Genomic DNA, 23288 nt, shown 5'->3' with positions numbered 1-23288 from the left:
TTTTTCGTTTTGGCGTTCCGTCGGATTCCGGGGGTAGCCAGCGCTAATAAGGGTAGTTTTAAGGATAGAGGTCCGTTTCGATATCGGAGACTACCCTTATGGCCCGCACCACTGCCCCGCTTACAGACACCGCCTGTCGCACGGCAAAGCCCAGAGAGCGCGAGTACAAGCTCTTCGACGGCGACGGTCTTTACCTGCTTGTGCAACCCAACGGCCGCAAAGGCTGGCGACTCAGGTACGTGAAACCCGATGGCCGCGAAGGCCTGACCGCCCTCGGCAGCTATCCGGTGGTCGGGCTAGGCGACGCACGCCGCAAGCGCTTCGAGATCAAGCAGCAGCTCGCCAACGGCATAGATCCCATCCAGTACAAGCAACAAACCAAGACCCAAGCAGTGATCAACGGCCGCACCTTCGAAAGCGTTGCGCTCGACTGGCATGCGAGCATGGTGCCGAAGTGGGCGCCCGGCCACGCCAAGACAGTGCTCAGCCGCTTGAAGACTCACGTGTTCCCTTTGCTCGGTGCCAGGGCAATCGTTGAGTTGGACACCCACGACCTCATGCAGCCACTGGAAGCCGTGACGAAGCGCGGCACCATCGACGTGGCGCTCAGGATCAAGAACTACCTGCAAAGCATCATGCGCGAAGCCAAACGGCTGCGGCTGATCACAGCGAACCCAGTTCACGATCTCGATGGCTCGATCAAAACGCCACGGGTTACACATCGACCCGCACTACCCTTATCGCGGTTGCCTGAGCTACAGGCGCGTATCGACGGCTACAAAGGTCGTCCGCTCACGCGCCTCACAGTGATGCTATCGCTGCACGTGTTCGTGCGCTCCAGTGAACTGCGCTTCGCCCGCTGGAACGAGTTCGACCTCAAGCGCGGCATCTGGGAAATCCCCGATACCCGCCCGGCGCTGGATGGTGTGCCGTTTTCCACAAGGGGCACAAAGATGGCCGGGGACATCCACGTTGTACCCTTATCGCCGCAGGCAGTGGCTTTGCTTGAGCAGATCCACGCGATCACCGGCAAGTTCGACCTGGTGTTCGCGGGGGATGCCAAACCGTGGAAGCCGATGTCCGAGAACACGGTGAACGCCGCGCTAAGGACGATGGGCTATGACACCAAAGTGGATATCTGCGGCCACGGGTTCCGGGCCATGGCGTGCAGTGCGCTGGTCGAGTCCGGGCTGTGGTCGGAGACGGCTATCGAGCGGCAGATGAGCCACAAGGAACGCAACAACGTGCGGGCCGCTTATACCCACAAGGCCGAGTTCCTCGAAGAACGCCGGATGATCATGACCTGGTGGAGCCGGTTTCTGGAGGCGAACCGCGAGGACCATGTAACGCCGCATGAGTTTGCCAAGCAGACGGGCGAGAACGTCACGCGCCTGCGCAGTGCCAAGAGGACCGAGTAACCCGCCGCACCACCACCTCAACTCGCTGTGAAGTTACCCACAGCACCGCATGAAGCTCCTCCGCGCGGGTCCTTTCAAACGGGGCTGCAAAGCCGCCCCGTTTGAAAGGACCATACCTAAGAAAAAACTGCTGGCACAGCGTACGTCTGTGGAAAACCACTGATGTCCACCGGGGGATAGTTTTATCCACAGGCGCCAAATCCCTGAAATTGCTCTACTTGACGAACATTGTCCACAGGCGTAGACCGGGAGTTGCAAGCGCTGTCGATGACAGCCCCCAAGTGACCCGAACCTTAAAGGTCACGGCGCTCCCGCGGTGGTTCAGCCCAAGTACGATTCGCATCCGGCAGCTCGTACGGTCACTACCCATGTGATGGATGCTCTTACACATATAGCGCTCGTGCGCCAGATACACCGTACCTCGCTGCCCTGCAGCAACCTATCCGCTTGGCCGAATACTGCACCAACCTGTGCCCGTCTCTTTCTTCTGGAAAGAGACGGGCACTTCTACCACTGCTGCAGCCCTGATCGCACAAGGCTTTGCGGCATTCCCCCTCGTGACAATCGGCGTGACAAATGCCGATGTCACCAGCAACAGCGCTGTAGATGATGGTGCCGCAGACCAAGGAATGGACTGCACCTGACTGACAGTCAGGCATGCCCCGGTCACCGCATTGCTGCGTTCACCCGGCTCAGGAGCTTCAGGTGCTGGTTTCGTCAGCCAGCACTGCCTCCACCCGCCCACCGGCAACGGTGTTAAGGAGGCCAGATCATGAGATGCCCTAGTTCCCGGACGTAAGGAGCCGCCAGTCCCGCGTTAGAGGACATCCCCACAGGTCGCAGGGGCCTTGATCCCTGATAACACTCAGCATTCTTGGCGGGATGACGTGGGGCGAGGACTGGAGAGCAGAAGATGAGGTGACCGATATGGCATTGGTGGGTAGACGCGATGGCCGCAATTTCGGCTACGGCAGGCAGTTGAGCTATGCAGGGCCACAGGCGCTGAAAGACATGTTCGGCGGCGGCCACTACGGCACGGTGAGGGCACACTGTGATCGATGGCAGGCATTCGTGAAGTGGTGCCGCTCCGAACAAGGGCCCGGTATTAATGATGCGCAGCTGATTGATCGGGAGGTGTTGGCCGACTATGCGGCCTACCTGCGCGACATGGTTAGGCGCGGTGACCTTGCTGTCAGCACCGCACAAAATCGGATATCCAGCGTTAACAGGACCATGGCGGCGCTTCGCGGTGATCAGTGCGTGAAATTGCCAAGTCCGAGCAAGGCATTGGGTACGCAGCGCACCGGGGTTCGACATTCAGTGCCGCAAGGCCAAGACCGCGAACAGGTTAAGCAGATCGTCGATACGCTTTGCCGCCATCATCAGCCACGGGCCGCCGCGATCGTAATGTTGGCGCGAGCCACCGGCATGCGCTTGCGTGAGGCCATCTTGGCTGACCTGTCACGGCTAAGCCGTGAGGCTAACGACCTAGGCAGGATTAACATTCAGGATGGCACCAAAGGCGGTCGCTCCGGCGCCTCGGCACCACGTTGGATTGCGGTGGACGACCATGTTCGAGGTGCACTTGAGTTTGCATGGCAGGTGTCGCCTGCGGGTAGCCGCAACCTGATTGCGCAACACGAAAGCTACCTGAATCTTCTGCAAGAAATCATTCGCCCTGCGCGGGCCATCCTTCATACACACAACCTCAAAGGCTTCCATGAGCTACGAGCGGCGTACGCATGTGAGCGCTATGAGCAAATCACCCAACACCGTGCGCCTATCAACGGTGGCCAATGCTCCTTGGCAGATAGAAACCTTGATCGTGAAGCCCGACGGCAAATCAGCTATGAGCTGGGGCACGGTCGGATCGACGTTGTCGCTGCCTACGTAGGAGGTCGCAGATGAATAAGGTATTCGATATGGAGCTGTTCTTGGCTGCGGTGCTGACCGGATCGCATTCCACACAACAACGCCATTTGCGGCAGGCGAGAGTCATCCAAGCAGAAATCTCAGAGCGTTGGCAGCGACAGACGCCTTGGGCTTGGCAGAGAAAGCATGTTGTTTGGTTTCTCGAACATCGCCTAAGCAAGAATAGCGACGCAACGCGCTATTACTACATGCTAACTGCACGACTACTTTCGCTACGGTTGAAAAAGTCATGGATATTTAAGCTTTAACCGATAGCCCAATACTTGACATTTAAGACCGACAATACCGGCGCCTAAACCTCACAAGACAGCAGCCCCAATCATTCAGTAAACCGATAAAGCATAAAAACTATTCATTCACTCAAGTCTTAAGATGCACCTGCGACAGCAGATCAGCTTAAGAAAGATATAAATCTTTAAAAATAGTATCTGACCTGAGGTTAGTTATTTGAACCACTGCCGGTAGCGAATACTGCCGTTATCAGCACTCAATAAAATCCGTTAACACTGAGGAGTTAATTCCATCAACTTTAAATATCCAATTGTACGATCTGGCAGTTCATAATTCTCTCCAGCGATGGAGTGGTCGAATAGCCAAGTTTTTCTATTAGGCAGCGAAATACGGCCGAGTGAGACACGATCAAGACGAGCCCATTTTTGTCAATAGAAGACATAGAATATTCAATACGTCCAGCAAAGTCCCCTTCACTCTCCACACCAGAGTAAAGAGCTAAATTTCTTCTGGTCACCTCATCTTTGACTGTTCCTTCGAGCTCCCCAAAACAGCGCTCCCTCAAACCAGGCAAAATTACAATCTCAGGTAGTTTTTTTTGCTTCTCAGCTATAAACTGAGCAGTTTCGTATGCTCTAACCAATGGACTGCTATAAATCTTATCTATAAAAATACCTGAAAGCTCTGTAGCCACATTTTCAGCTTGAATACGACCTTCTTTATTAAGAGGGGAGTCAATGCTCCCCATCCATAAATTACTACTATTGCAATCCGTTTGGCCATGTCGAACGTACAATATCACAGCTGGCACTCTGTATTAAAAAATTAAAGCATTATGAATAGGGTGAGGGCCACTTTCACCATCCGGATATTGTAATTTTAGCCAATTATCCAAGACTTTAGAGAATTCTTTACTTTTTTCTCGCATCTGTAAGAATAATTTGGAATCCGTACGATTACCCTTTGTCACCCCCTCCAAGATCTCTCTGTTTTTGGGGCATTCAATTGTCGCCAAGAAATCTTGGTATATATTAAGAATCTCAGTAGTATGAGCATTCTCTGCGCCTAAATCTTGAACTCGCTCAAGTACAGTTTTGTCCAAAATATCTGCAATCAATTGATTTTTATTTGCCTGCGCGACAAAAGCTGTCTCGGCCACGGAGATCACACCACCAAAATATAGAAGCTTGCGTGAAAAACGAAGCTTAACATTCCGAAGCCCCCACGATTTACTATTTTCAGAAACTTTAAATTCGAAATCAGTAGCAATCGTTCTATAATAACGAATTATATCATTGAGGAGAAATCGGGATATTTGCTTTTCCGGGTCTCCCGCCTTGATATACTTGTTTAATAGATCTGTTCGGTACGATTTAAAGCGCTCTTCCCCGTACAGCCACTTACCTTCAAGCAGGAACAACATTCGCCGAGTCAGCAAAACATTGAGATCTTTGTCCCCACCAAGATTCTGTAACATTTCACTAAAATTCACGACTGCTTCTGAGCCGAAAGTCCCAGTATCCCCGGCAGACTTTTTTATATACTTATCGACCACACCCTGAATGGATTTCTTTTCCTCATACAAGCTATCTTCAGACTTATCAGAATCAAAAAATATGAACAGATCAAGATCTGACTCTGCCGACGCCTCACCTCGACCAAAAGAGCCAGTTGTAACTATAGTCAACCTATCTTTGAAGTCGCTTCCTGATAGTGCCGACTCAAGATCCTTCCTCAAAGAATTAATTACATCTGCAGAGTGCTTATACGCTGCATCTATGGACTTAAATTCCGAGAACCGTTCAATGCTCATTGATAATTCCATTTAACTTCATTGAGTGCTGCCTGTTGTCAGGCTCGACTTTTATATCAAAACGTCTGATCTTCTTCTCTTTCTTGCAGCCATAGCGAGTATTATCATCTCGATCAGGCAACACAAAATACTTTCTATGAACAAAGCTTACTTGAGCGTTTGAGAACCAACTTGGCGCAGATTTTTTTTTCAATATGCTGTTCAAGCGAGCAAATAATGGCTTATGTGTCTGCTGCCAACTTTTCTCGCTTTTGTACAGGTCGCCTTCACTCAAACAAACTGACGACTCCAGAAAGAAAATCTCGCTCGTCTTGTCGGATATAAGGCCAATTTCATCATTAATCAAGCCTGAATAAACCCGCTCTTTCATCATCCAGAAGTCGTCTAAAATTCTGTGATCTTTCGACGGGGCACTGATAAACGAAGCACGCGCAATAGCTAGCGTTGAATGAGCTGAAGAAAACCCAGTAAAATAAGTGTGCGAACGAGTAATTCCGTCAATTGTATCTATATTTATAGGACTATAAAAAAGATCACCACCATCTTCCTGGGAAGCTTTCATATTCAACAATGAATGAATGAAGCTCAGGTCGCAGTATTTTTTAAGGTTCAGGCTAAGATCTTTGCCAAGCTGTTGCTTGCCATCGATTATCTGCTCGCCCGCTTCGTGGTGCCCGTATCCTATTTTCTTTTTTATTAGTGGCTCAGCACTATGTGAGAGTGGCGCGTGCCCTACATCATGTAAAAGCGCTGCAATTATTAAATGCCTCTTTAATTCAGGTGCATAATTGCGCTTTTCTGCAACATAGGCAGCAAGTGCCGCCACATGCAAAGAATGTTCAGCACGACTTCTATTTTTTTTCGAAATTTTTTCAGTGCCTGGATGTGTGTAATCTAGCGCACCAAGAAAAGATATATCGTACAGTCTTTTAAAAGCTTTGGATTGCAAAATAAGAGACATGACATCATCATTTACTACTGAGTTAATCCAATAGTAAATGGTATCAGGGTCGTCTGTGGCAGCCGGCCACATTGCGATACTGTCAAACAATTTATGCGTCATACTTCAACAGTCGAAGCAAGCGATGGACGGTAATCATAATTCACCTCGGAAAGAGACTCCTTTGAGTATATGTCATGATTTGTCATTAGGTCTCTCAGCCTAAGAAACCCGATGCTAGATTGAGCAGCCAACCCTTGCCTGCAAAGCTTACCAGCATCTACAAAGCCCTCCATTATCACACACATCCCCTGCTCATGACCCTAAATTATCAGTTCTCCACGTACCGTCTGTCAAAAAAAATACGCGCCAAAGCCACGATGCAGAGCTCCTACCGTTAGCAGTCTAGGCTCTCCCGAGCCGCCCCTAAGAATTTGATAAAAATCTATAAAAATTAATGGCTTATACTGCATCTGCAGCTAAATGACATGTTGTTTCTATAGATCTAAATGGCTGAAAGTGGCTGGCCTACTGCTAGGATTCAGCGTCACAAGGTCGTAGGCAACCGGCGCGATGCGATGCCACCAGCCCCACACCTGCGTTTGGAGTACGAATGGGCGGTGGTATCAGGATAGTTTTAGGGATAGAGCCACATACACTAATTATAAATTACTAATAAATATAGATAGTTATGCTACCTTTCGACTCTTGGTGCCACCATGTTCAAAGCCCCGCAATGCGGGGCTTTGCCGTTTCTGGGGCTTTATTTTGGCGCTTTCAAAAAGCTGAAAGTGTCCACAAATCGTCCACACCCACCTCGGGTTCTACCCCATTTCCACGGAACCGGAAAAGTTGTGCGTTTACCATGTTGAACTGCCGTGCTACCTAACAGGTGAGGCAAAGAAAAGCTGGGGGAAATGCGACATGCTCTATACCGTGAGCTTGGACAGGCTGGACCGCATCAAGACAAAAGGCCGCGATGGCAAGCGGCAGTATGAGGTTCTGACGATGAGTGCTGAGCATTTCATCGCCGTCAAAACCGCCGTTCTCGCGGGCCTCAATTTTTCGCCGCTGTCCCCATAGGCATTATCAATTGGCCTGCGTCGCTCATTTTTGAGACATTTTTCGTGTACCCGAAAGGGGCTTGTGAGACTCTGAGGATCCTGGGAAACCCAGCAATCGCAGAGCCAAACAGGAAGAGAGCGATGACAAGCCATCCTGTTTGTGATTAGGGCGCCGAAAGGCGCCCTTTGTCTTTCTGGCTAGACCAATTCCCAAGTGACGCCAGTCACCCCCAGAGCGGCTAGCTATCGTTTTAATGTGGCAAGGTCAGCCAGCCAGTCAAAGTCGATCTTCTCACATAGATTTTCGTGCGCTTGAACCTGGAAAACCAGGAATCTCCCGTAGGATGAACACGCCTGCGGGAGCGAGACGCAACAGTGACGCTCAAAAACAGCCCATCAAACACGGCACTCTTCACCGCTGCCGTGAATACCTTTCCCACCTGACCCACTTCACATATCTGACTTGCCCCCCGCACCAGCAATTTACTCCCGCCCCCGAAAATGAGAAAAGCTACCCAGCCTTTCCCCTGGATACGGACCTTCCATGTCTCGCCTGAAGCTGCTCATCAAACTGCCCGTCATACTGATCCTCGCTGCCGCACTGTGGTACATGTGGATCATTCTCAGCGCCAAGCTCGAATGGGGCGGTGGCAGCCCGGACCAACAGACACTGGGCGCGGTGCAGGACGTTCGCCAACGGGCGATGACCCAGTTCTGCACCGGTGTCGTCGCGACCCCGCAAGGTACCTGGCTGGTCGGCCGCGTCGAGGCCGACGCCAAGGACCTGCAACCTGCCGCCAACGTGGTGGACCTGGACGCCGTGCTTTACGGCAAACCGGCGCAGACCGAGGATAAGGACGCGGAAGAATCCGGCACCTTCTCCAGCTTCCTCTCGCCACGCCAGAAGGAGACCACTTTCATCTCGCGCCTGAACGACCAGGGCCGGTTCGAGCTGGTGGCCCATATCACCGACCCCGCCTGTCTGGTGGCCAGTCCGGATGGCAGCCGGGTCTTCCTGCTGAGCGGCCTAGATCGCCCCGAAACCGATACGCCCCCCGACGATGGCAAGCCGCAGGTGCTGTTTGCCGGAACCCAAAGCGCGGTGTTTCGCACTGACGACCAGGGCAAGCACTGGAGCTGGCTGCCCAAGGGCTTTTTCTCCGAAGCCGATCACATAGCCTGGAACCTCAAGCCGTACTTCCACGGCCAGAACGAGATCTGGGCCTGGAGCTCGCCAAGTCAGGAATCGATGGGTTATGGCGACATCCCCGACGGCATCTCTACCGGAGTGTTCTACTCGGCCGACGGCGGTGCGACCAACACCGAGATCTTTGCCTCCCAGTCGCTGCTGGTGACGCAGGCATATGCCGAGGGCAAGCGACCGGAAGTCACCGAGTGGTTCAAGGACTCCAGCGACACCGGAGACCTCCAGACCCATGTCACGCAACTGGATGCCCAGCACGCGATCATCTGGGTATCGCAACGTTTCTGGGGACGCAATCCGGCTGAAGGAGACCGCAACCTGTCGGTCAGCGTGACGACCCGCGCCCAGCTCAAGCGGGACGCCAGCCAGTGGCAGGTGGAGTCCGTGCAGCGTGAAGACGGGCTGTTCATCGACGCCCTGGTGGATAACGGCAATGGTCGCGTCATGGGTCTGATCGATCAGGGTGATCGGGGTCAGAACAGGATCGGCGAACTGGACATCGCCAAGCTGGGCTGGAGTATCGTTGGCGAACTGCCCAGCGTGTTCGGTCCAATGGGGTCCCATACCCAACTGCGCGAGGGGCATTTCTGGATGGGGCAGAACAGCCTGCTGATCAACACCTCCAGCAACCACCATCCGCCACGCTGGATGTACTGGTGGTCCAAAGCCACGATCTCCGCAGACGGGGTGTTCTACTCGACGGACTGGGGACGCTCCTGGCAGCGCCTGGCGATCGACGGCTACCTGGGCATCCTCGGCTTCCAGCAAGCACAGGACCGGGTGTTCTGGGCCAAGGGGAACTGGTACAACAGTCGCGACCCGGGGATTTACTCGTACGGCTTGCACTGACGGTCGAGCCTGTCGCCAGGTTAATTGATCTGCAGACGGAACCTGCCGGGCAAGGTGCCACGCTCTGAGAAACAAATGTATATAGAACGGCCCGCTGCTTCGCGCCAACATCATTGACGATGCCGAGCCCCCTACCTATACTTCGCCGCAAATGGACTGGGGGATCCCGGTCGGCGTCATGGCCTCGGTGAGTTTCACCGGGGCTTTTCGCTTTCTGGAGACGGGAAAATTTTCAGTCCCCAGTTCTCGAACCCCTCTCCGACGCCTTCACGCCCACCGCTGCAGTAAAATTTTCGTTTCAGTACGTCAAAAGCACGATTTTCCTGGCCGGCCCGTAACACGCTCATTCCCACAGGCCTGGCGACAAGGTCAGCCAGCTGAAGCCCTGTGGAATTAACCTGCTTGGTTGCAAAAATAATGTCGAACGGAAGCTGTATACCTAGACGATTAGCGCCATCACACATCCGTCGAAACTCCAGCTCCAACTCATTATCTTCTTTCTTTCCCCGCCGCTCGAAAATGACGTGCGTCAGCGCGCCGTCCTGATTTTTCTCCTGCAGGAACTCATAGAGTGTCTCCAGGCAGAACCCCAGGGCGATATGGTAAGGATTCTGAGACAGCCCTTGCTTTTCTCGAAGGCTGGCTTTGTTAATAACACAACTGACCAGGATGAAATTACTTTCTTCAATAATACCGGTCAGTTCGTTAAGAAAGTCGTCCTTATGCTGCCGAGATGAGAACATACCGGAAAATGCCCCTTTTTCCTTTCTGATCTCCAGCTCATGAAGGCCGACCAAGTCATGCCCCATGTGGTTGAATTTAAACTTCTGCAAGGCGGGTATGACCTTCTCGCAGTAACGACAAAATTACTGAACCTGCCCGTTGGTGCCGAAGGCTTAACAGCTTCAGCTTTAGAATCGGCGTCACTTTCATTCTCAAAAAGGAAAAACTGCTGGGAGGGCTCGGCAGGCTCCGGCATTTTTATATCTCCATATTTCAGAGAGACTATTGTATTTTTCTTACCCACTCGACAAATCGCTCATGAATTTGCGAGACGTTGTAAGCTGAACATATGGCGAATAAGCAAGACAGGTCTGACTCTAGTAAAAAATAATAATCTCCGGCTACAATTTACACAGATAGGAACAATAAAAAGGCGCCCTGATACAGGCGCCTCTCGATAACCCACCTCAGCAAGCAGTTGAAGAACCCCTCAATGGTGCGCGCCCTGCACCACTCCACCGTTACCATCCGGCAGTTCGATCTTCACGCTCTGCATCATGCCCTGGTCCTCATGGTCGAGGATGTGGCAATGCAGCACGAATTCGCCGATGTAGCGCTCGTAGCGGGTGCGCACGTACAACGTATAGACCCCTTCTCCCTTCGGAAATGTCTTGGGTTCAGAGCGGCTTTTCACGAACAGCGTGTCTTTCCACACACCTTTCAAGCCCGCGTATTCGTTGTCCGTGTCGGTTTTATCCACAGCCCCCGGCAGGCTCAGGTCGGTGCCATCCGGGCCGATGATCCTGTCGATCTGGAACGGGTTCACGTGGATATGGAACGGATGACTGGCGAAAGCCGATTGCAGCTTCCACTGCTCCGCCGTGCCCAGTTGCAGATGACGGTTGACCACACCCGGCTTGAACGGCTCGGCATCCGCCAGGGTATTACCCACGGCAAACCTGGTGTTGTCAGGATCGGAGGTATCGATCAGGAACACCAATGTCTGGCCTTCGCCCTTGAGTTCGCTGTCGGCGATGTCCGCATGCGGGATGAACTTGTCCAGGCGCAGGTCCTTCTTCAGGTCGGCGACCACCGTGTCACGCACCTCGGCCGGCATCTGCCGTTCGGCGGCCGCGACCAGTACCCTGGTCAGGTGCGCCGTGGTGTCCGGGACCTTCTCGCCGGGGCCGACGTCGACGAAACCCAGCACCTGCCGACCACTGGCAGCCTGGTCGACGTTGCTCGCCTTGCTCGCCGCCTCATCGATCACGCAGTAGCGTCCCGACTCGGGAAAGGTCAGCAGCAAATCGTTGCGATAGCCCGGCTGCAGGGTCACCAGGTTGCGCGCCTGGGCCTGCTTCATGGTCAGGCCATCGGAGGCGATGACGTGGTACTCGACCGGCTTGCCCGTGCATTGCTGGCTGATGAACTGTTCGGCCTTCTCGGCACCGACCCCCAGGTCGCTGGTGGCCTTGGCGCTGTCTTCCATGCGCCGGAACTGCAGCTTGATGGTGTCGCGAATCCCCCCATGGACCAGCCGCCAACGCTCGACCTGCCCCGGCTTGGCACCGTCGAAGATCGGCTGCACCAGACCGTTGACGCTGGTGTAGCGACCGGATGGCCCCCAGGTGCCGAACTCCATCTGGTCGAATGACTCGACGACGCCGACTTCGCCCTTGTTGCAGGTCCAGTCGATGACCATCACGGCCTTGCCATCCTTGTCCTTGACGATATTGCCGTCCTTGTCCTTCTTCGGCTGGTAGCGGAAGTTGCCATCGGGCCCCTTGCACGCATACGGAATCTGCTGGAACACCAGCAGCCGCTCGGGAAACGCCTGGCCCTGGGCATCCTTGAGCAAGGTGTCGATATCGCCGTTGACGTCCTTGCCCGGCAGACGGTCGCCGTGAATGATCAACGCGCCGGCCATGCCGCTGGCGACCTGGAGGGCGGTGGAACCGTGGCGATGCGGGTGGTACCAGAAGGTGCCCGCCGGGTGGTCGGCAGGGATGTTGTACTCGTACTGGAACTTGACCCCGGGATTGATCGACAGCAGCACGTTGTCGCTGTTGCCAGCCGGGCTTACCCACAGGCCATGGGAATGCAGGTTGGTGCCGTTGAAGCAGTGTGGCTTGTCGGGGTTCTCCGGCGGCTGGGTGCAGCTCGGGTCCGGCTTCAACTGGTTGTCGAGGCTGATGCGCACCGTGTCGCCCGGCGTGACGTCGATGGTCGGCGCGATGAACGGCGCCGCCGGATCGACATCCGGACCGGTATAGCTGCGCAGCGACACCGGGACATTCTCGCCGGTCGCCGGGTTGAAGATGTGGTTGTCGGTGTACTGGATCGTCAGGTCCAGGCGCCGCTCGTGGCCGGCGTGCCCCTGGGCGGTGCTCGTTTCGAGGGATTGGCTGCTCTTGAGCAGCAAGGTGCCTCTCTTGGGCTTGGGCGCTTCCTGCTGCAGCGCCGGCGGGTTGTTGAACAGCCGGGAAGGCTCCGTCGCCAGAGCCTGACCCGCCACCGCCAGGGCCATCAGGCCCAGCGCGCAGCGCGCCTTGTCGTTACGCAATCCTGTCATGGGTACTGCTCCTGCAAAGCAACCGGGAAGGTCAGGGGTCGGCACAGGAGTGATGATGAAACGCAGACGTGCGAAGTCCGTTTTCGATGGCAGCAATCCGTGCTGGCATAAAGCTAGCGCGTTATCGGCGCAGTGCAATGTTTATTGGGCTTTGACAGCGTTTTGGCCGGCAAAGCCAGTGGCAATCGGCGCGGGGAAACCGGCGAAGGCCTGGCGCAAGGCCTTGGCATATTCGCGGCTGCCGAGGGTCATGCTGTTGATATGGTTGCCGCCCTTGATCAGCAGCAGATGCTTGGGCTGTGCGGCTGCTTCATACAGCGTCTTGCTGAAGCGCGACGGAACGTAGGGGTCGTCGGTACCGTGAACGATCAGCACGGGAATGCCGATCTGGCTGATCTTGTCGATGGAGGCGAATTTCTCCGAGAGGATCCAGCGCACCGGCAACGAAGTCGGGATCGCCGCCCGGGCCGCGTCGCCGAGGTCGGTAAAGGTCGATTCGATGATCAGTCCGGCCGCCTTGGGCGACTGTTTGTCAGCGGCCAGGCGTTCGGCCAGGTCCACCGCCACCGCACCGCCGAGGGAATGGCCGTAGATGTAGCGTTTGCGGGCATCGGGCTGCAGTTGCACCAGACGCTTCCAGGCATTGCCGGCGTCCTGGTAGACACTGCGCTCGGACGGCAAGCCGCCAGGGCTGTCGCCAAAACCGCGATAATCGATGGCCAGCACCGAAAAGCCCAGCTCGCGCAGTTGGGTGATCCGCCCGACCTGCGCCGTCAGGTTCCAGCGGGTACCGTGCAGGTAGAGGATGGTCGGCGCATCGGCGCGACTCGACGGCCACCACCAGGCATGCAGGTAGTCGCTGCCGGCCAACCCGTCGCTGACCGGGATCTGCATTTCCCGCACACCACCGGGCAGGCCATTGAACCAACCCGCGGTGCCCGGCTGGATATTGAACAGCAGCTCGCGCTCCTTGTAGGCCAGCCGCGAGCAGCCGTAGGGCAGGCCAACAGCAAGGAACATCGCCAGCAATCCCAGGGACAACCAGCGACGACGGGCGATAAGGGTTCTGACGGTCATGGCGCCCGGCTCTCAATCCTGGAAAAGCATCAACTCACAAGCCCCACAGATTACCCGCAACCGGCACAAACAAAAACGCCCCGAACCGGTCGGGGCGTCTGTTCAACCTGGGATCAGGTCGCTACAACGTTGTCGCGTCGATCAGAACACGTTGATCGGGTAGTCGACGAACACACGCACTTCGTTGCCGCTCACGTTGTATTCGCTGGACTTCTGCGACACGCGCAGGATCGAGCTGCGCAGCTTCACGCTGAGGTCTTTTGCCGGGCCGCTCTGGACCACGTACTTGACCTGGTTGAAGATCTCGCGCTCGGTACCACCGGTGCTGGTGGACGTGGTGATGTTGTCACCACGGACATAGGCCACGTTGTAGCTCAGGCCCGGTACGCCGAAGGCGCCGAAGTCCAGGCCGTAACCCAGTTGCCAGGAACGCTCGTCCGCGGCGTTGAAGTCGGACCAGTAGGAGTTGGCCAGGTAGATGGAGTTGCCACCATCGCCCACACGACCCTGGCCACGCTGGTAGCCGCCGTACGGGTAGCCCAGCAGGCTGTCGCCGGTGCTGCGCTGGTGCGCCAGGGTGAACGAGTGGGCACCCAGGGCGTAGGTGGCCGCCAGGCTCCAGATCTTGTTGTCGCGGCCATCGGCGTCGTGGTCGGCCGCGTAGTCCTTGTCCAGCTTGGTGCGGTAGCCGTTGAAGTCCAGGGTCAGGGACTGATCCTGGGCAACCGGGAACACGTAGTTCAGGTTCACGTACTGCTTCTTCAGCACGTCTTCAACATCGGAGGCGTACAGGGCCGCCTTGAAGTTGTCGGTGAACTGATAGCTGCCGCCCAGCACGTTGATGCTCTTCAGACCACCGCTGTCACGGCCTTCATCGCTCTTGCGCGATTCGGCGGTGAAACGACCGGCGTTCAGTTCCAGGCCCTTGATCTCCTTGGAGGTGATCAGGGTACCGGTGTAGCTTTCCGGCAGCAGGCGGCCGTTGTCATAGCTCAGCACCGGCAGGACCGGCATCTGGTCGCCGTAGGTCAGTACGGTGTTGGACAGACGGAATTTCACCGCGGCACCGGCCTTGGCGATATCACGCTCAGGCGAGCCGTTGTTGTCCTTGGCGAAGAAGTCGATGCCCTGCGCACCGGTGGTGCCCTTGCCACCGTCCAGACGCACGCCGTACAGGCCGAAGGCGTCAACGCCGACACCCACGGTGCCCTGAGTGAAACCGGACTTGAAGGTGCCGATGGCCGCCTGGCCCCACTCGGCCTTGTCCTTGTTGCCATCCTTGTAGTCGCGGTTGATGTAGGCGTTGCGCAGCAACACGTTCAGGTGGCTGTCTTCGACGAAACCCTTGGCGTCCGATTGATCGCTTGCCATGGCCTGAGTGGCGCTGAGGATGCCCAGTGCGAGCAGACCGATCCGTTTGTTCAACATGTTGTTTTCCTTATTGCTGGATGAAACGCCCTGCAGCTCCCGAGCTGAACCTGTGTGTTGGTATTTTCAGACAGAAAAAAGAAGGCCCGCATGCAGGTGAATGCAGCGGGCCTCTTATTATTTTGGGTATATGGCTTATAGCCACAGGCGTGTCGCGAATCCTATCTGCGACACGACTAAAGTGTCAATTTCGTGAATCCTCGGCAATTAGACAAGAATTTTTGATCAACCTCGAAAAATGGCATATCAGCCAACGCCACGACAGTCTTGCGATAACGACAAGAGCGACTCAACCGGCGCAACCCTCCAGCCCGCAGGCCGGGCCTGATGGTACACCTGCGGGCAGCCCGGTCGACTCACGCAACCACTGGGCGAACACCTCGGGCCGGCCCAGGTAGGGGCCGATGTCGACCAGGCTGAAGCGACCATCACGCTCCAGCACCAGGGTCGGAAAACCCTGCCCGCCAACGCGCGACAGCAGTGCCCGGCTGTTCTTGAAGTGCTCGGCCACCACCGCGCCGCCGTTGCGCTCGAATGCCGCCAGGAAAGCCTGCGGCTCCAGGCCCAGCTCGGTCGCCAGCTCCAGCAGCACGTCGGCGTCGGCGATGCGTCGTCCCTCCAGGTAATGCGCCGTCTGCAACCTGCCAAGCAACTCAAGCCCACGTCCGGCCAATTCTTCGGCGGCCAGCACGGCACTGGTCGGCGGTGCGGAATCGAATACCGCCGAGCGGTCCCGCAACAGCCCCTCGAAATAAGCCTGGCCGAACGGCTGGCCGGTGTACTCGGCAATGCGCCGGTCATGGGGCATGACGTAGTCACGCAGGCTGGGGCTGACGAACTGACGACTGTTGCCGGCCATCATGCCGCCGCCATGCAGGGTCACCGGCAGTACCTGGCTGGCGGCCTGCACCAGCGGCTTGGCGCCATAGCACCAGCCGCACAGGGGATCATAGATGTAATGAAGGGTGACGGGAGCGGTCATGGCGGTCTCCAGGAAACTCATCAGCAGGCAATGTCCACAGGTTAGCGCCGGACAGCTGTTCGAAAAACGCCGATATGGCGGCTGGTTTGTTGCGTGAATCGGTCATATCCCCGGCCATGTAACAGCGAAGACATATTTGGATACACACCAGCCAAGGCGCGCCATTGGTAATAGTTATCAATTATTAATAATACTCGATAACATTAACGCTCTTTCCCAACCCCTGCACCTTCACGGATACATCCCCGTCATGCCTGCCCCTTATAGCCTGGCGCCCGTTACCTTCGGGCTTTGCGTTCTGCTGTCCGCCGGATTCACCAACGCCACCACCACTCTGCCGGAACTGTCGATCAGCGCCGATGCCGACCCGGACGACCCACGCGTCACGGATGTCAGCACCGCGACCCGCACGGCCACGCCGGTGCGTTACGTTCCCCAGGCCATCGACTCGGTGAAGACCGCGAATGTGCTCGACTATGGCACCAACGACCTGGGCAAGGCGCTGAGCGGCATTCCCAACGTCAGCAGCGGCGCGGACACCCGTTTCGACAGCTTGCGGATCCGCGGTTTCGACGCCAGCAACGACTTCTACCTGGACGGCATCCGCGACGACAGCCAGTACGTACGCGACCTGCACAACATCGAGCGCATCGAGGTGCTCAAGGGGCCCGCCGCAGTCCTCTACGGCCGTGGCAGCCAGGGCGGGATCGTCAACCGGGTGAGCAAGCTGCCGCAGTTCGGCCGCCGCTCCACGGTCGAGGTGCAGGGTGGCAGCGACGACCTGCGCAGCCTCTACGCCGACCTAAGCGCCGACCCGACGCAGGACCTCAGCCTGCGCCTGAACCTGGGCAACCAGGACAGCAACAGCTTCCGTGACGGCGTCAGCGGCAACCGCCAATTGTTCGCCCCGTCGATGAGCTGGCAACTGACCCCGCAGTTGAACTGGCTGGTGCAGTACGAATACAGCCGCTACAACCGCACGCCGGATCGCGGCATCCCGGGGATCAACGGTCGCCCGGCCGATGTCGGCCGCGACATCAGCTATGGCGACCCACGAGACTACATCGACGACAAGGCGCAATCGCTGCGTTCGAAGCTCACCTACGCCCTGAACGACAACTGGCAACTGCGCCATACCCTCGGGCTGTTCAAGCTCGACAGCGACTTCGACAACACCTATCTGACGGGGTACACCCCCGCGACCCGCCGGGTCACCCGCCAGCGCTGGCAGCAGGACCTCAACACCCGCAATCTCTACAACAACCTGGAAACCGAAGGCAGCTTCGACACCTTCGGTCTCGAACACCGCCTGCTGACCGGCCTGGAACTGGGCAGCCAGCGCCGCGATCCGAAGCTCTACACCTCGCTCGCCGCCAACCGTGGTGGCCAGGCGGTGCCGGCGCTCGACCTGTTCAACCCGAACCACAACCTGAGCCACACCGGCCCCATGGTGCCCTCCAGCAACAACCACACCGAAGTCCAAAGCCGTGCTCTCTACGTCCAGGACCAACTGCGCCTGAACGACCAGTGGCAACTGCTCGCCGGTCTGCGCCACGACCGCTTCGAGGTCGAAACCACCAACAACCTGACCAACGTCAGAGACAGCCGCGACAGCCACAGCACCAGCCCGCGCCTGGGCGTGGTCTGGACGCCGGGGCAGGATCATTCGTTCTACGCGTCCTGGAGCAAGAGCTTCTCGCCGGTGGGCGGCGGCCTGATCGGCATCACCCCGAATGCCGCCGGCAACGGCAACGACCTGAGCCCCGAGTTGACCCGCCAGAAGGAAGTCGGGGTGAAAAGCGACTGGCTCGGCGAAAACCTGAGCACCACCCTGGCCGTGTATGAACTGGAACTCTACAACCGCCGCACCAGCGACCCGCTGAACCCCGGGATCACCCTGCTCAGCGGCCTGCAGCGCTCGCGCGGCGTCGAGCTGACCGGCACCGGCCGGATCGTCGGCAACTGGTACCTGCGCGGCGGCCTCGGCATCCAGGACGCCACCATCGTCAAGGACAACAACGGCTTCGAAGGCAAGCGCGTCGGCAACGTCGCCAAGCGCAACGGCAGCCTGTTCCTGACCTGGAAACCGGAAATGGGCTGGTACGCCGAAACCGGCCTGACCCTGGTCGGCGACCGTTACGCCGACAACGCCAACACAGTGATCCTGCCGGGCTACGGCACCTGGGATGCGCTGGCCGGGTTCCGCACCCGCGACTGGGACCTGCGCGCCACCTTGAGCAACATCAGCGACCGCACCTACTACACCTCGGCCACCAGCGCCTTCCAGATCCAGCCGGGAGCCCCGCGCAATCTGGTCGTCACCGGTACCTACAGTTTTTAAGGCCCATGAAAAACGCCGCTGTCCGGATCGCTCCGGGCAGCGGCGTTTTCATTCAAATCCATTTAACCCTGCAAAACCCCCAACAATGCCTCCAGTTCAGCTTCGCTGAACAGGCCCGCAGGGTAGCGGTCGATAATCATTCGACGAGGATCCTGAGCACGGGTTGCACGCGTTCCATTGCTTTTCAACCACTGAGCCAGAATTTGAAGCGACTCGCTCGTCACCGACAGGGGATGCGAAACTCGCTCGCTGGCTACGTTCATCTCGGCGCTCTCCTGGTTCATGAGCGGCTAAGTTACTCAAGGTTTATGACAAAACATCGCAGCCCGAAGACGGCTCCGTCTGTATGCCAGGCAGATACAAGAGCTATGCCAAAATGCCACTTCTGTGCGCCAGCGCCCATAAAAAAACCCGCGCCCCATAAGGGCCGCGGGTTTGATGAAGAAAAATTTACAATGATGCAAAAGTGCCACTATTTGGCAGGGTGACACCCGATGTTACAGCCTCACTCACCCCTGGTGCGGCGCAGGCTGCTGTTGGGTAAGGCAATGGATATTGCCACCGCCCAGTAACAACTCCCGTCCCGGCACCATCACCACTTCATGCTCCGGGAACAGCGTCTGCAGGATCTCCCGGGCGATGGCGTCCTTCGGATCGTCGAAGCTCGGCGCGATGATCCCGCCGTTGACGATCAGGAAGTTCACATAGGAACCGGCCAGACGCACCGAAGGGCTGCGTTCCTGGCTGCCAGCCACGGCATCGATACCGGCACATTCTTCCTCGGTGGCGTAGAGCGGGCCCGGAATCGGCATTTTGTGCACCACGAAGGCGCGGCCCTTGGCATCACGGGCACTTTCCAGCACCTTCATCGCTGCCTGGCAGCGCGGGTAGTTCGGATCCTGCGGATCGTCGGTCCAGGCCAGCAGCACCTCGCCAGGACGCACGTAGCAGCAGAAGTTATCCACATGGCCATCGGTTTCATCGTTGAACAGGCCGTCCGGCAGCCAGATCACCTTTTCCACCGCCAGGTGCTCGCCAAGAACCTTCTCGATCTCCTCGCGGCTCAGGTGCGGGTTGCGGTTGCGATTGAGCAGGCATTCCTCGGTGGTGATCACCGTGCCCTCGCCATCGACATGGATCGAACCGCCTTCGAGCACGAAGCCTTCGGTACGGTATCCCTGGCAGCGCTCGATTTCGAGAATCTTGCCGCCCACCTGTTCGTCGCGGTTCCACGGGAAGTACAGGCCACCGTCGAAACCACCCCAGGCGTTGAAGCCCCAGTGCACGCCACGGACTTCGCCCTGGTGGTTGATGACGAAGGTCGGCCCGCTGTCGCGAACCCAGGCGTCGTCGCTGGACATCTCCACCAGGCGAATGTTCGGCACATCCAGGCGCGCCCGGGCATTTTCATACTGGCCGGCGGATACCGCGACCGTCACCGGCTCGAACCGGGCGATGGCCTTGGCCACTGCCGCATGGGCCGCCTGCGCCGGCTTGCCGCCCAGGCGCCAGTTGTCCGGGCGCTCGGGCCAGATCATCCAGACCTGGGTCTGGGGGGCCCATTCGGCAGGCATGTGGAAGCCGTCGGCGCGAGGGGTGCTGTGCAGGATACTCATGGGGATCAGGACTCCAGTGAACCGTCGAGGGTGTTCAACGTAGGTAATGCCGACTTTATAGCCGATAAAAATCGGCTTTTAAAGCTAATAAATTATTAATCGCTCTTATAGAGACATAATTTACCGATAACAATCGGCTTTATATTTCAAAGCCCCTCGTCCAGTACCTTCGACAGCATGTCGACGAAGAAATCCACGCTACGGCGCGTGGTACACATCGGCGGCTTGATCTTCAGAATATTCAGGTGGTCGCCGGTTGGCTGCATGAAAATCCCCAGCTCACGCAACCGGTCGCACAGCAGCGCGGTTTCCTCGGTCGCCGGCTCCAGGGTTTCACGGTTGCGGATCAGTTCCGCCCCCAGGTAGAAACCGGAACCATGCACCGCCCCCACCAATGGATGACGATCGATCAAGGCTTCCAGCCGCTCCTTGAAGTAGCTGCCGACGACCTGGGCATTCTCCCAGAGCTTTTCCTCGGCCATCACGTCCAGCACGGCCATGCCGATCCGGCAACTGACCGGGCTGCCGCCCGACGACGAGAAGAAGTAGCCCTCGGCCTCCAGCGCCTCGGCGATCTCCCGACGGGTGATCACCGCGCCCAGCGGCTGGCCGTTGCCCATGCCCTTGGCCATGGTGATGATATCCGGCACCACGCCCTGCTCCTCGAAGCCCCAGAAGAACTTGCCCATGCGCCCGTAGCCGACCTGCACCTCGTCGGCGATGCATACGCCGCCCCGGGCCCGTACCAGCGCATAGACCTGTTGCAGGTAGCCCGGCGGCAGCGCGATGCCGCCGGCATTGCCATACACCGGCTCGCAGATGAACCCCGCCAACTGGCGGTTCTGCCCGGCCAGCTTGGCCAGTTGCTGTTCGACGCTACGCACGTAGTCCGGCGTGCTGTCACTGCCGCGGAACGCCCCACGATAGGTATTGGGTGCCGTCACCGGGTGTACCCAGTCCGGGCGGCTCTCCAGCGCCTGGGGGTTGTCGGCAATGGAGGTCGAGACCGCGTCGGCCGCCACCGACCAGCCGTGATAGGCCTCCAGCACGCTGAGCATGTCGCGCCCACCGCTGTAGGCCCAGGCCAGGCGGATCGCCAGGTCGTTGGCCTCGGTCCCGCTGTTGACCAGGAACACCCGGTCCATGGAGTCCGGCGCCAGGGCCAGCAGCCGCTCGGAAAACTCGGTCACCGCGGCGTAGTGGAACCGCGAGTTGGTGTTGAGCAGCGACCACTGGCGCGCCGCCTCGGCAGCCATCCGCGGATGACCGTGGCCGAGCACCGCGACGTTATTGAGCATGTCCAGGTAGGAGCGGCCCTGCATGTCGATCAGGTGGTTGCGCCAGCCACGCTCGATACGTGGCGGATCGACGTAATAGTGTTTCTGCGTGCGGGCAAAGCTGGCGTCACGCCGGGCCAGCAGTTCAGCCGCGTCCAGTTCCGGCTCGGCATCGCAGGCAAGTCCCAGCAACGCCGCCGGCGAGGGGCAGAGCGCCTGCCAGGCGGCAGCGCGCGATGGCGTGCAGAACAGCGGCGCTTCCAGCTCGGCATGCCGGCACAACTGAACGCGCAACGCTGCTCCCGCCTCTCCCAGCACCTGCCCCTTGACCACGGCCGCTCCCGGCCTGAGAGACGCCTCCAGCCCCCACAGCCGCAGGCTCAGTGGCTTGCTCACCAATTGCAGCACACCCTCCTCCAGGGTCTGCAGGGTACCGGCGAACGGCGCTTCCACCGTCGTTCCGGCCGGGACCCGCAAGTCGACATGCAACGGGCAGGTATCCGGTTCTACCGCACTGTCGGGACGCGTGCGCGACAGGCGGTACTGCCCGTAGCGGCTGGCCGCCAGGCCGTGCAACGTCGCGGCCTCGGCCAGCAGGCGCTGGTCGGCGCCTTCCTGCTCCCAGTTGCCGGCCTCGAAATGCGGGCTGAGCACGCCCAGGTCGATCAACGCGAACTCCCGCCCGACCAGCCCCGGCAACAGCGGCGCAAAGCCTTCGCTGGCGACCGGTTCCAGGGGCTGCCCGACGGCGGTGAGAATTGCCGCTTCCATCAATTCGAACGGCACCGAGGTCGCCACCTCGAAAATCTCCCACTCATGAGCCAGGTTGTCGCGGCTGTAGCGGTTGTCCGGGTCGATACTGACCTGCTGCTCGCCACTGAGCACCAATACGGCGGCCCGGGCAACGATCAGCGGCCACAGTGCCAGCCACTCCTCCCGTTGCAGCGGGTTGACCGCATGATAGGCCTGGATCGCCGGCAGGATCACAAAAGGGTCGTCCGCGGCATGATGCAGCAGCGCCGCGCAGGTCACCGACAGATCGGCGATCCGCCAGGTGCGGCTCAGGTCGCCGAAGTCGATCACGCCCTGCAATTGCCAATGGCGCTGCGCATCACGGCGCCAGACCACATTGTCATCGGTGATATCCAGGTGGACGGCCTGTACCGGCAGCTTGTCCACCAGCGGTTGCAGACGGCGCGCGGCCTGGGCCGCGGCCTCGCGGATGACCGCCTGCTGCTGCGGGTCGCGAATCACCGGCAGCAGGTGCCCGATCAGCGCCCCGGCGTGCCGTGGGTCCCACTGCAGGGTGCGCTCCAGGCCAGGGTGCTGGAAGTCCGCCAGCGCCCGGTCCATCTCGCCGCACAGGCGTCCCAGGCCGACCACCAGTTCGCGGCCGAGGTGCTTGAGATGGGTCAGCGACTGGCCTTCGATGTACTCCAGCAGCCGTACATGCAGCGGCTGACCGGCCAGCTCGAGGGTCAGCAGGTCCTGGCCATTGTTCGCCGCGATCACCCGCGGTACCCGCAGGCCGTCGCGGCCGGCCAGGTGCCCGAGCCCGGCGTGCTGAGCCTGCAATTCAAGGCTGGCGTAGTCGCCATGGCAGATTTTCAGAACGAACCGACCCTTGTCACTGTCGACCCTGTAATTGAGGTCCTGCTGGCTGCCCAGCGCCTGCAGGGTTCCAGAGAGTCCGTAATGCTCCTCGAGCAGTTGCAGCGCCGAAGACATCGAGACATTCGGGCTCGGCAGACTGGCACGGCGGATCAACGTGGCGAGCAACATGTAACGACTCCCTGAAGTTTTTATCGGGTGTCTATATCG

The 23288-nt window shown here is 58.2% G+C and carries 16 protein-coding genes and 1 pseudogene; 6 read left to right on the top strand and 11 right to left on the bottom strand.

Features of this window, described 5'->3' with window-relative positions; all coding sequences use genetic code 11:
- Window positions 1-98: 98 nt before the first annotated feature.
- The 3 genes from PF66_RS04930 to PF66_RS04920 all read left to right on the top strand — a co-directional run bounded on the left by PF66_RS04930 (window position 99) and on the right by PF66_RS04920 (window position 3598).
- A complete protein-coding gene (locus PF66_RS04930) occupies window positions 99-1418 on the top strand; it encodes a tyrosine-type recombinase/integrase (RefSeq protein WP_054062049.1) in 1320 nt (439 codons plus the stop codon).
- Window positions 1419-2345: 927 nt separating this feature from the next.
- A complete protein-coding gene (locus PF66_RS04925; protein WP_054062202.1) occupies window positions 2346-3326 on the top strand; it encodes an integrase domain-containing protein in 981 nt (326 codons plus the stop codon).
- Entirely contained in the window at window positions 3323-3598 is a 276-nt protein-coding gene (locus tag PF66_RS04920) for a hypothetical protein (protein WP_054062048.1), read from the top strand. The genes PF66_RS04925 and PF66_RS04920 overlap by 4 nt, the downstream gene beginning before the upstream one ends.
- 281 nt (window positions 3599-3879) lie before the next feature.
- On the opposite strand, the gene PF66_RS31800 is transcribed toward PF66_RS04920, so the two are convergent.
- The 3 genes from PF66_RS31800 to PF66_RS31795 are packed head-to-tail and all read right to left on the bottom strand — an operon-like array spanning window position 3880 to window position 6355.
- On the bottom strand, window positions 3880-4383 hold the full coding sequence (locus PF66_RS31800) for a histidine phosphatase family protein (RefSeq protein WP_160320651.1): 504 nt from the start codon (window positions 4381-4383) through the stop codon (window positions 3880-3882).
- A gap of 15 nt (window positions 4384-4398) precedes the next feature.
- On the bottom strand, window positions 4399-5394 hold the full coding sequence (locus PF66_RS04915; RefSeq protein WP_054062047.1) for a nucleotidyltransferase domain-containing protein: 996 nt from the start codon (window positions 5392-5394) through the stop codon (window positions 4399-4401).
- Window positions 5384-6355, bottom strand: a complete 972-nt coding sequence (locus tag PF66_RS31795; protein ID WP_160320650.1) for an HD domain-containing protein — start codon at window positions 6353-6355, stop codon at window positions 5384-5386. Before PF66_RS31795 ends, PF66_RS04915 begins: the two co-directional genes overlap by 11 nt.
- Window positions 6356-7258: 903 nt before the next feature.
- On the opposite strand from PF66_RS31795, the gene PF66_RS33735 reads away from it, so the two are divergent.
- Both PF66_RS33735 and PF66_RS04910 read left to right on the top strand, forming a co-directional pair.
- Window positions 7259-7417 carry a hypothetical protein gene (locus PF66_RS33735; RefSeq protein ID WP_342633295.1) on the top strand — a complete coding sequence of 53 codons (159 nt, stop codon included), beginning with the start codon at window positions 7259-7261 and terminating at the stop codon, window positions 7415-7417.
- A 525-nt stretch (window positions 7418-7942) separates the two neighbouring features.
- Window positions 7943-9451: a hypothetical protein gene (locus PF66_RS04910; RefSeq protein WP_054062046.1), complete on the top strand. Its 1509-nt coding sequence runs from the start codon at window positions 7943-7945 to the stop codon at window positions 9449-9451.
- Window positions 9452-9645: 194 nt separating this feature from the next.
- On the opposite strand, the pseudogene PF66_RS04905 reads toward PF66_RS04910, so the two are convergent.
- From PF66_RS04905 to PF66_RS04885, 5 genes and pseudogenes are all read right to left on the bottom strand, one after another.
- Window positions 9646-10430: pseudogene (locus tag PF66_RS04905) on the bottom strand (DUF3800 domain-containing protein).
- A 234-nt stretch (window positions 10431-10664) separates the two neighbouring features.
- Window positions 10665-12746 (bottom strand): multicopper oxidase family protein, encoded by a 2082-nt coding sequence (locus PF66_RS04900; RefSeq protein WP_054062045.1) that lies wholly within the window; start codon window positions 12744-12746, stop codon window positions 10665-10667.
- A gap of 141 nt (window positions 12747-12887) precedes the next feature.
- Entirely contained in the window at window positions 12888-13823 is a 936-nt protein-coding gene (locus PF66_RS04895) for an alpha/beta hydrolase (RefSeq protein ID WP_054062044.1), read from the bottom strand.
- Between the two features lie 141 nt (window positions 13824-13964).
- A complete protein-coding gene (locus tag PF66_RS04890; RefSeq protein ID WP_054060170.1) occupies window positions 13965-15251 on the bottom strand; it encodes an OprD family porin in 1287 nt (428 codons plus the stop codon).
- 289 nt (window positions 15252-15540) lie between these two features.
- On the bottom strand, window positions 15541-16233 hold the full coding sequence (locus PF66_RS04885) for a DsbA family protein (protein ID WP_054062043.1): 693 nt from the start codon (window positions 16231-16233) through the stop codon (window positions 15541-15543).
- A 250-nt stretch (window positions 16234-16483) separates the two neighbouring features.
- On the opposite strand from PF66_RS04885, the gene PF66_RS04880 reads away from it, so the two are divergent.
- On the top strand, window positions 16484-18574 hold the full coding sequence (locus tag PF66_RS04880) for a TonB-dependent receptor (protein WP_054062042.1): 2091 nt from the start codon (window positions 16484-16486) through the stop codon (window positions 18572-18574).
- 62 nt (window positions 18575-18636) lie between these two features.
- Here PF66_RS04880 and PF66_RS04875 read toward each other — a convergent pair whose 3' ends face one another.
- The 3 genes from PF66_RS04875 to PF66_RS04865 form a co-directional block, all read right to left on the bottom strand.
- Window positions 18637-18837 (bottom strand): hypothetical protein, encoded by a 201-nt coding sequence (locus PF66_RS04875; RefSeq protein WP_054060176.1) that lies wholly within the window; start codon window positions 18835-18837, stop codon window positions 18637-18639.
- 246 nt (window positions 18838-19083) lie between these two features.
- Window positions 19084-20190 (bottom strand): agmatine deiminase, encoded by a 1107-nt coding sequence (gene aguA, locus PF66_RS04870; protein WP_054062041.1) that lies wholly within the window; start codon window positions 20188-20190, stop codon window positions 19084-19086.
- A 146-nt stretch (window positions 20191-20336) separates the two neighbouring features.
- Window positions 20337-23249, bottom strand: a complete 2913-nt coding sequence (locus tag PF66_RS04865; RefSeq protein WP_054062040.1) for an aminotransferase — start codon at window positions 23247-23249, stop codon at window positions 20337-20339.
- Window positions 23250-23288: the final 39 nt, after the last annotated feature.

The organism is Pseudomonas asplenii (assembly GCF_001293465.1).
In the GTDB taxonomy this organism is placed as follows: domain Bacteria; phylum Pseudomonadota; class Gammaproteobacteria; order Pseudomonadales; family Pseudomonadaceae; genus Aquipseudomonas; species Aquipseudomonas fuscovaginae_B.
The sequence above is the reverse complement of the archived record's forward strand: the minus strand, read 5'-3'. Positions and strand labels throughout refer to the sequence as shown.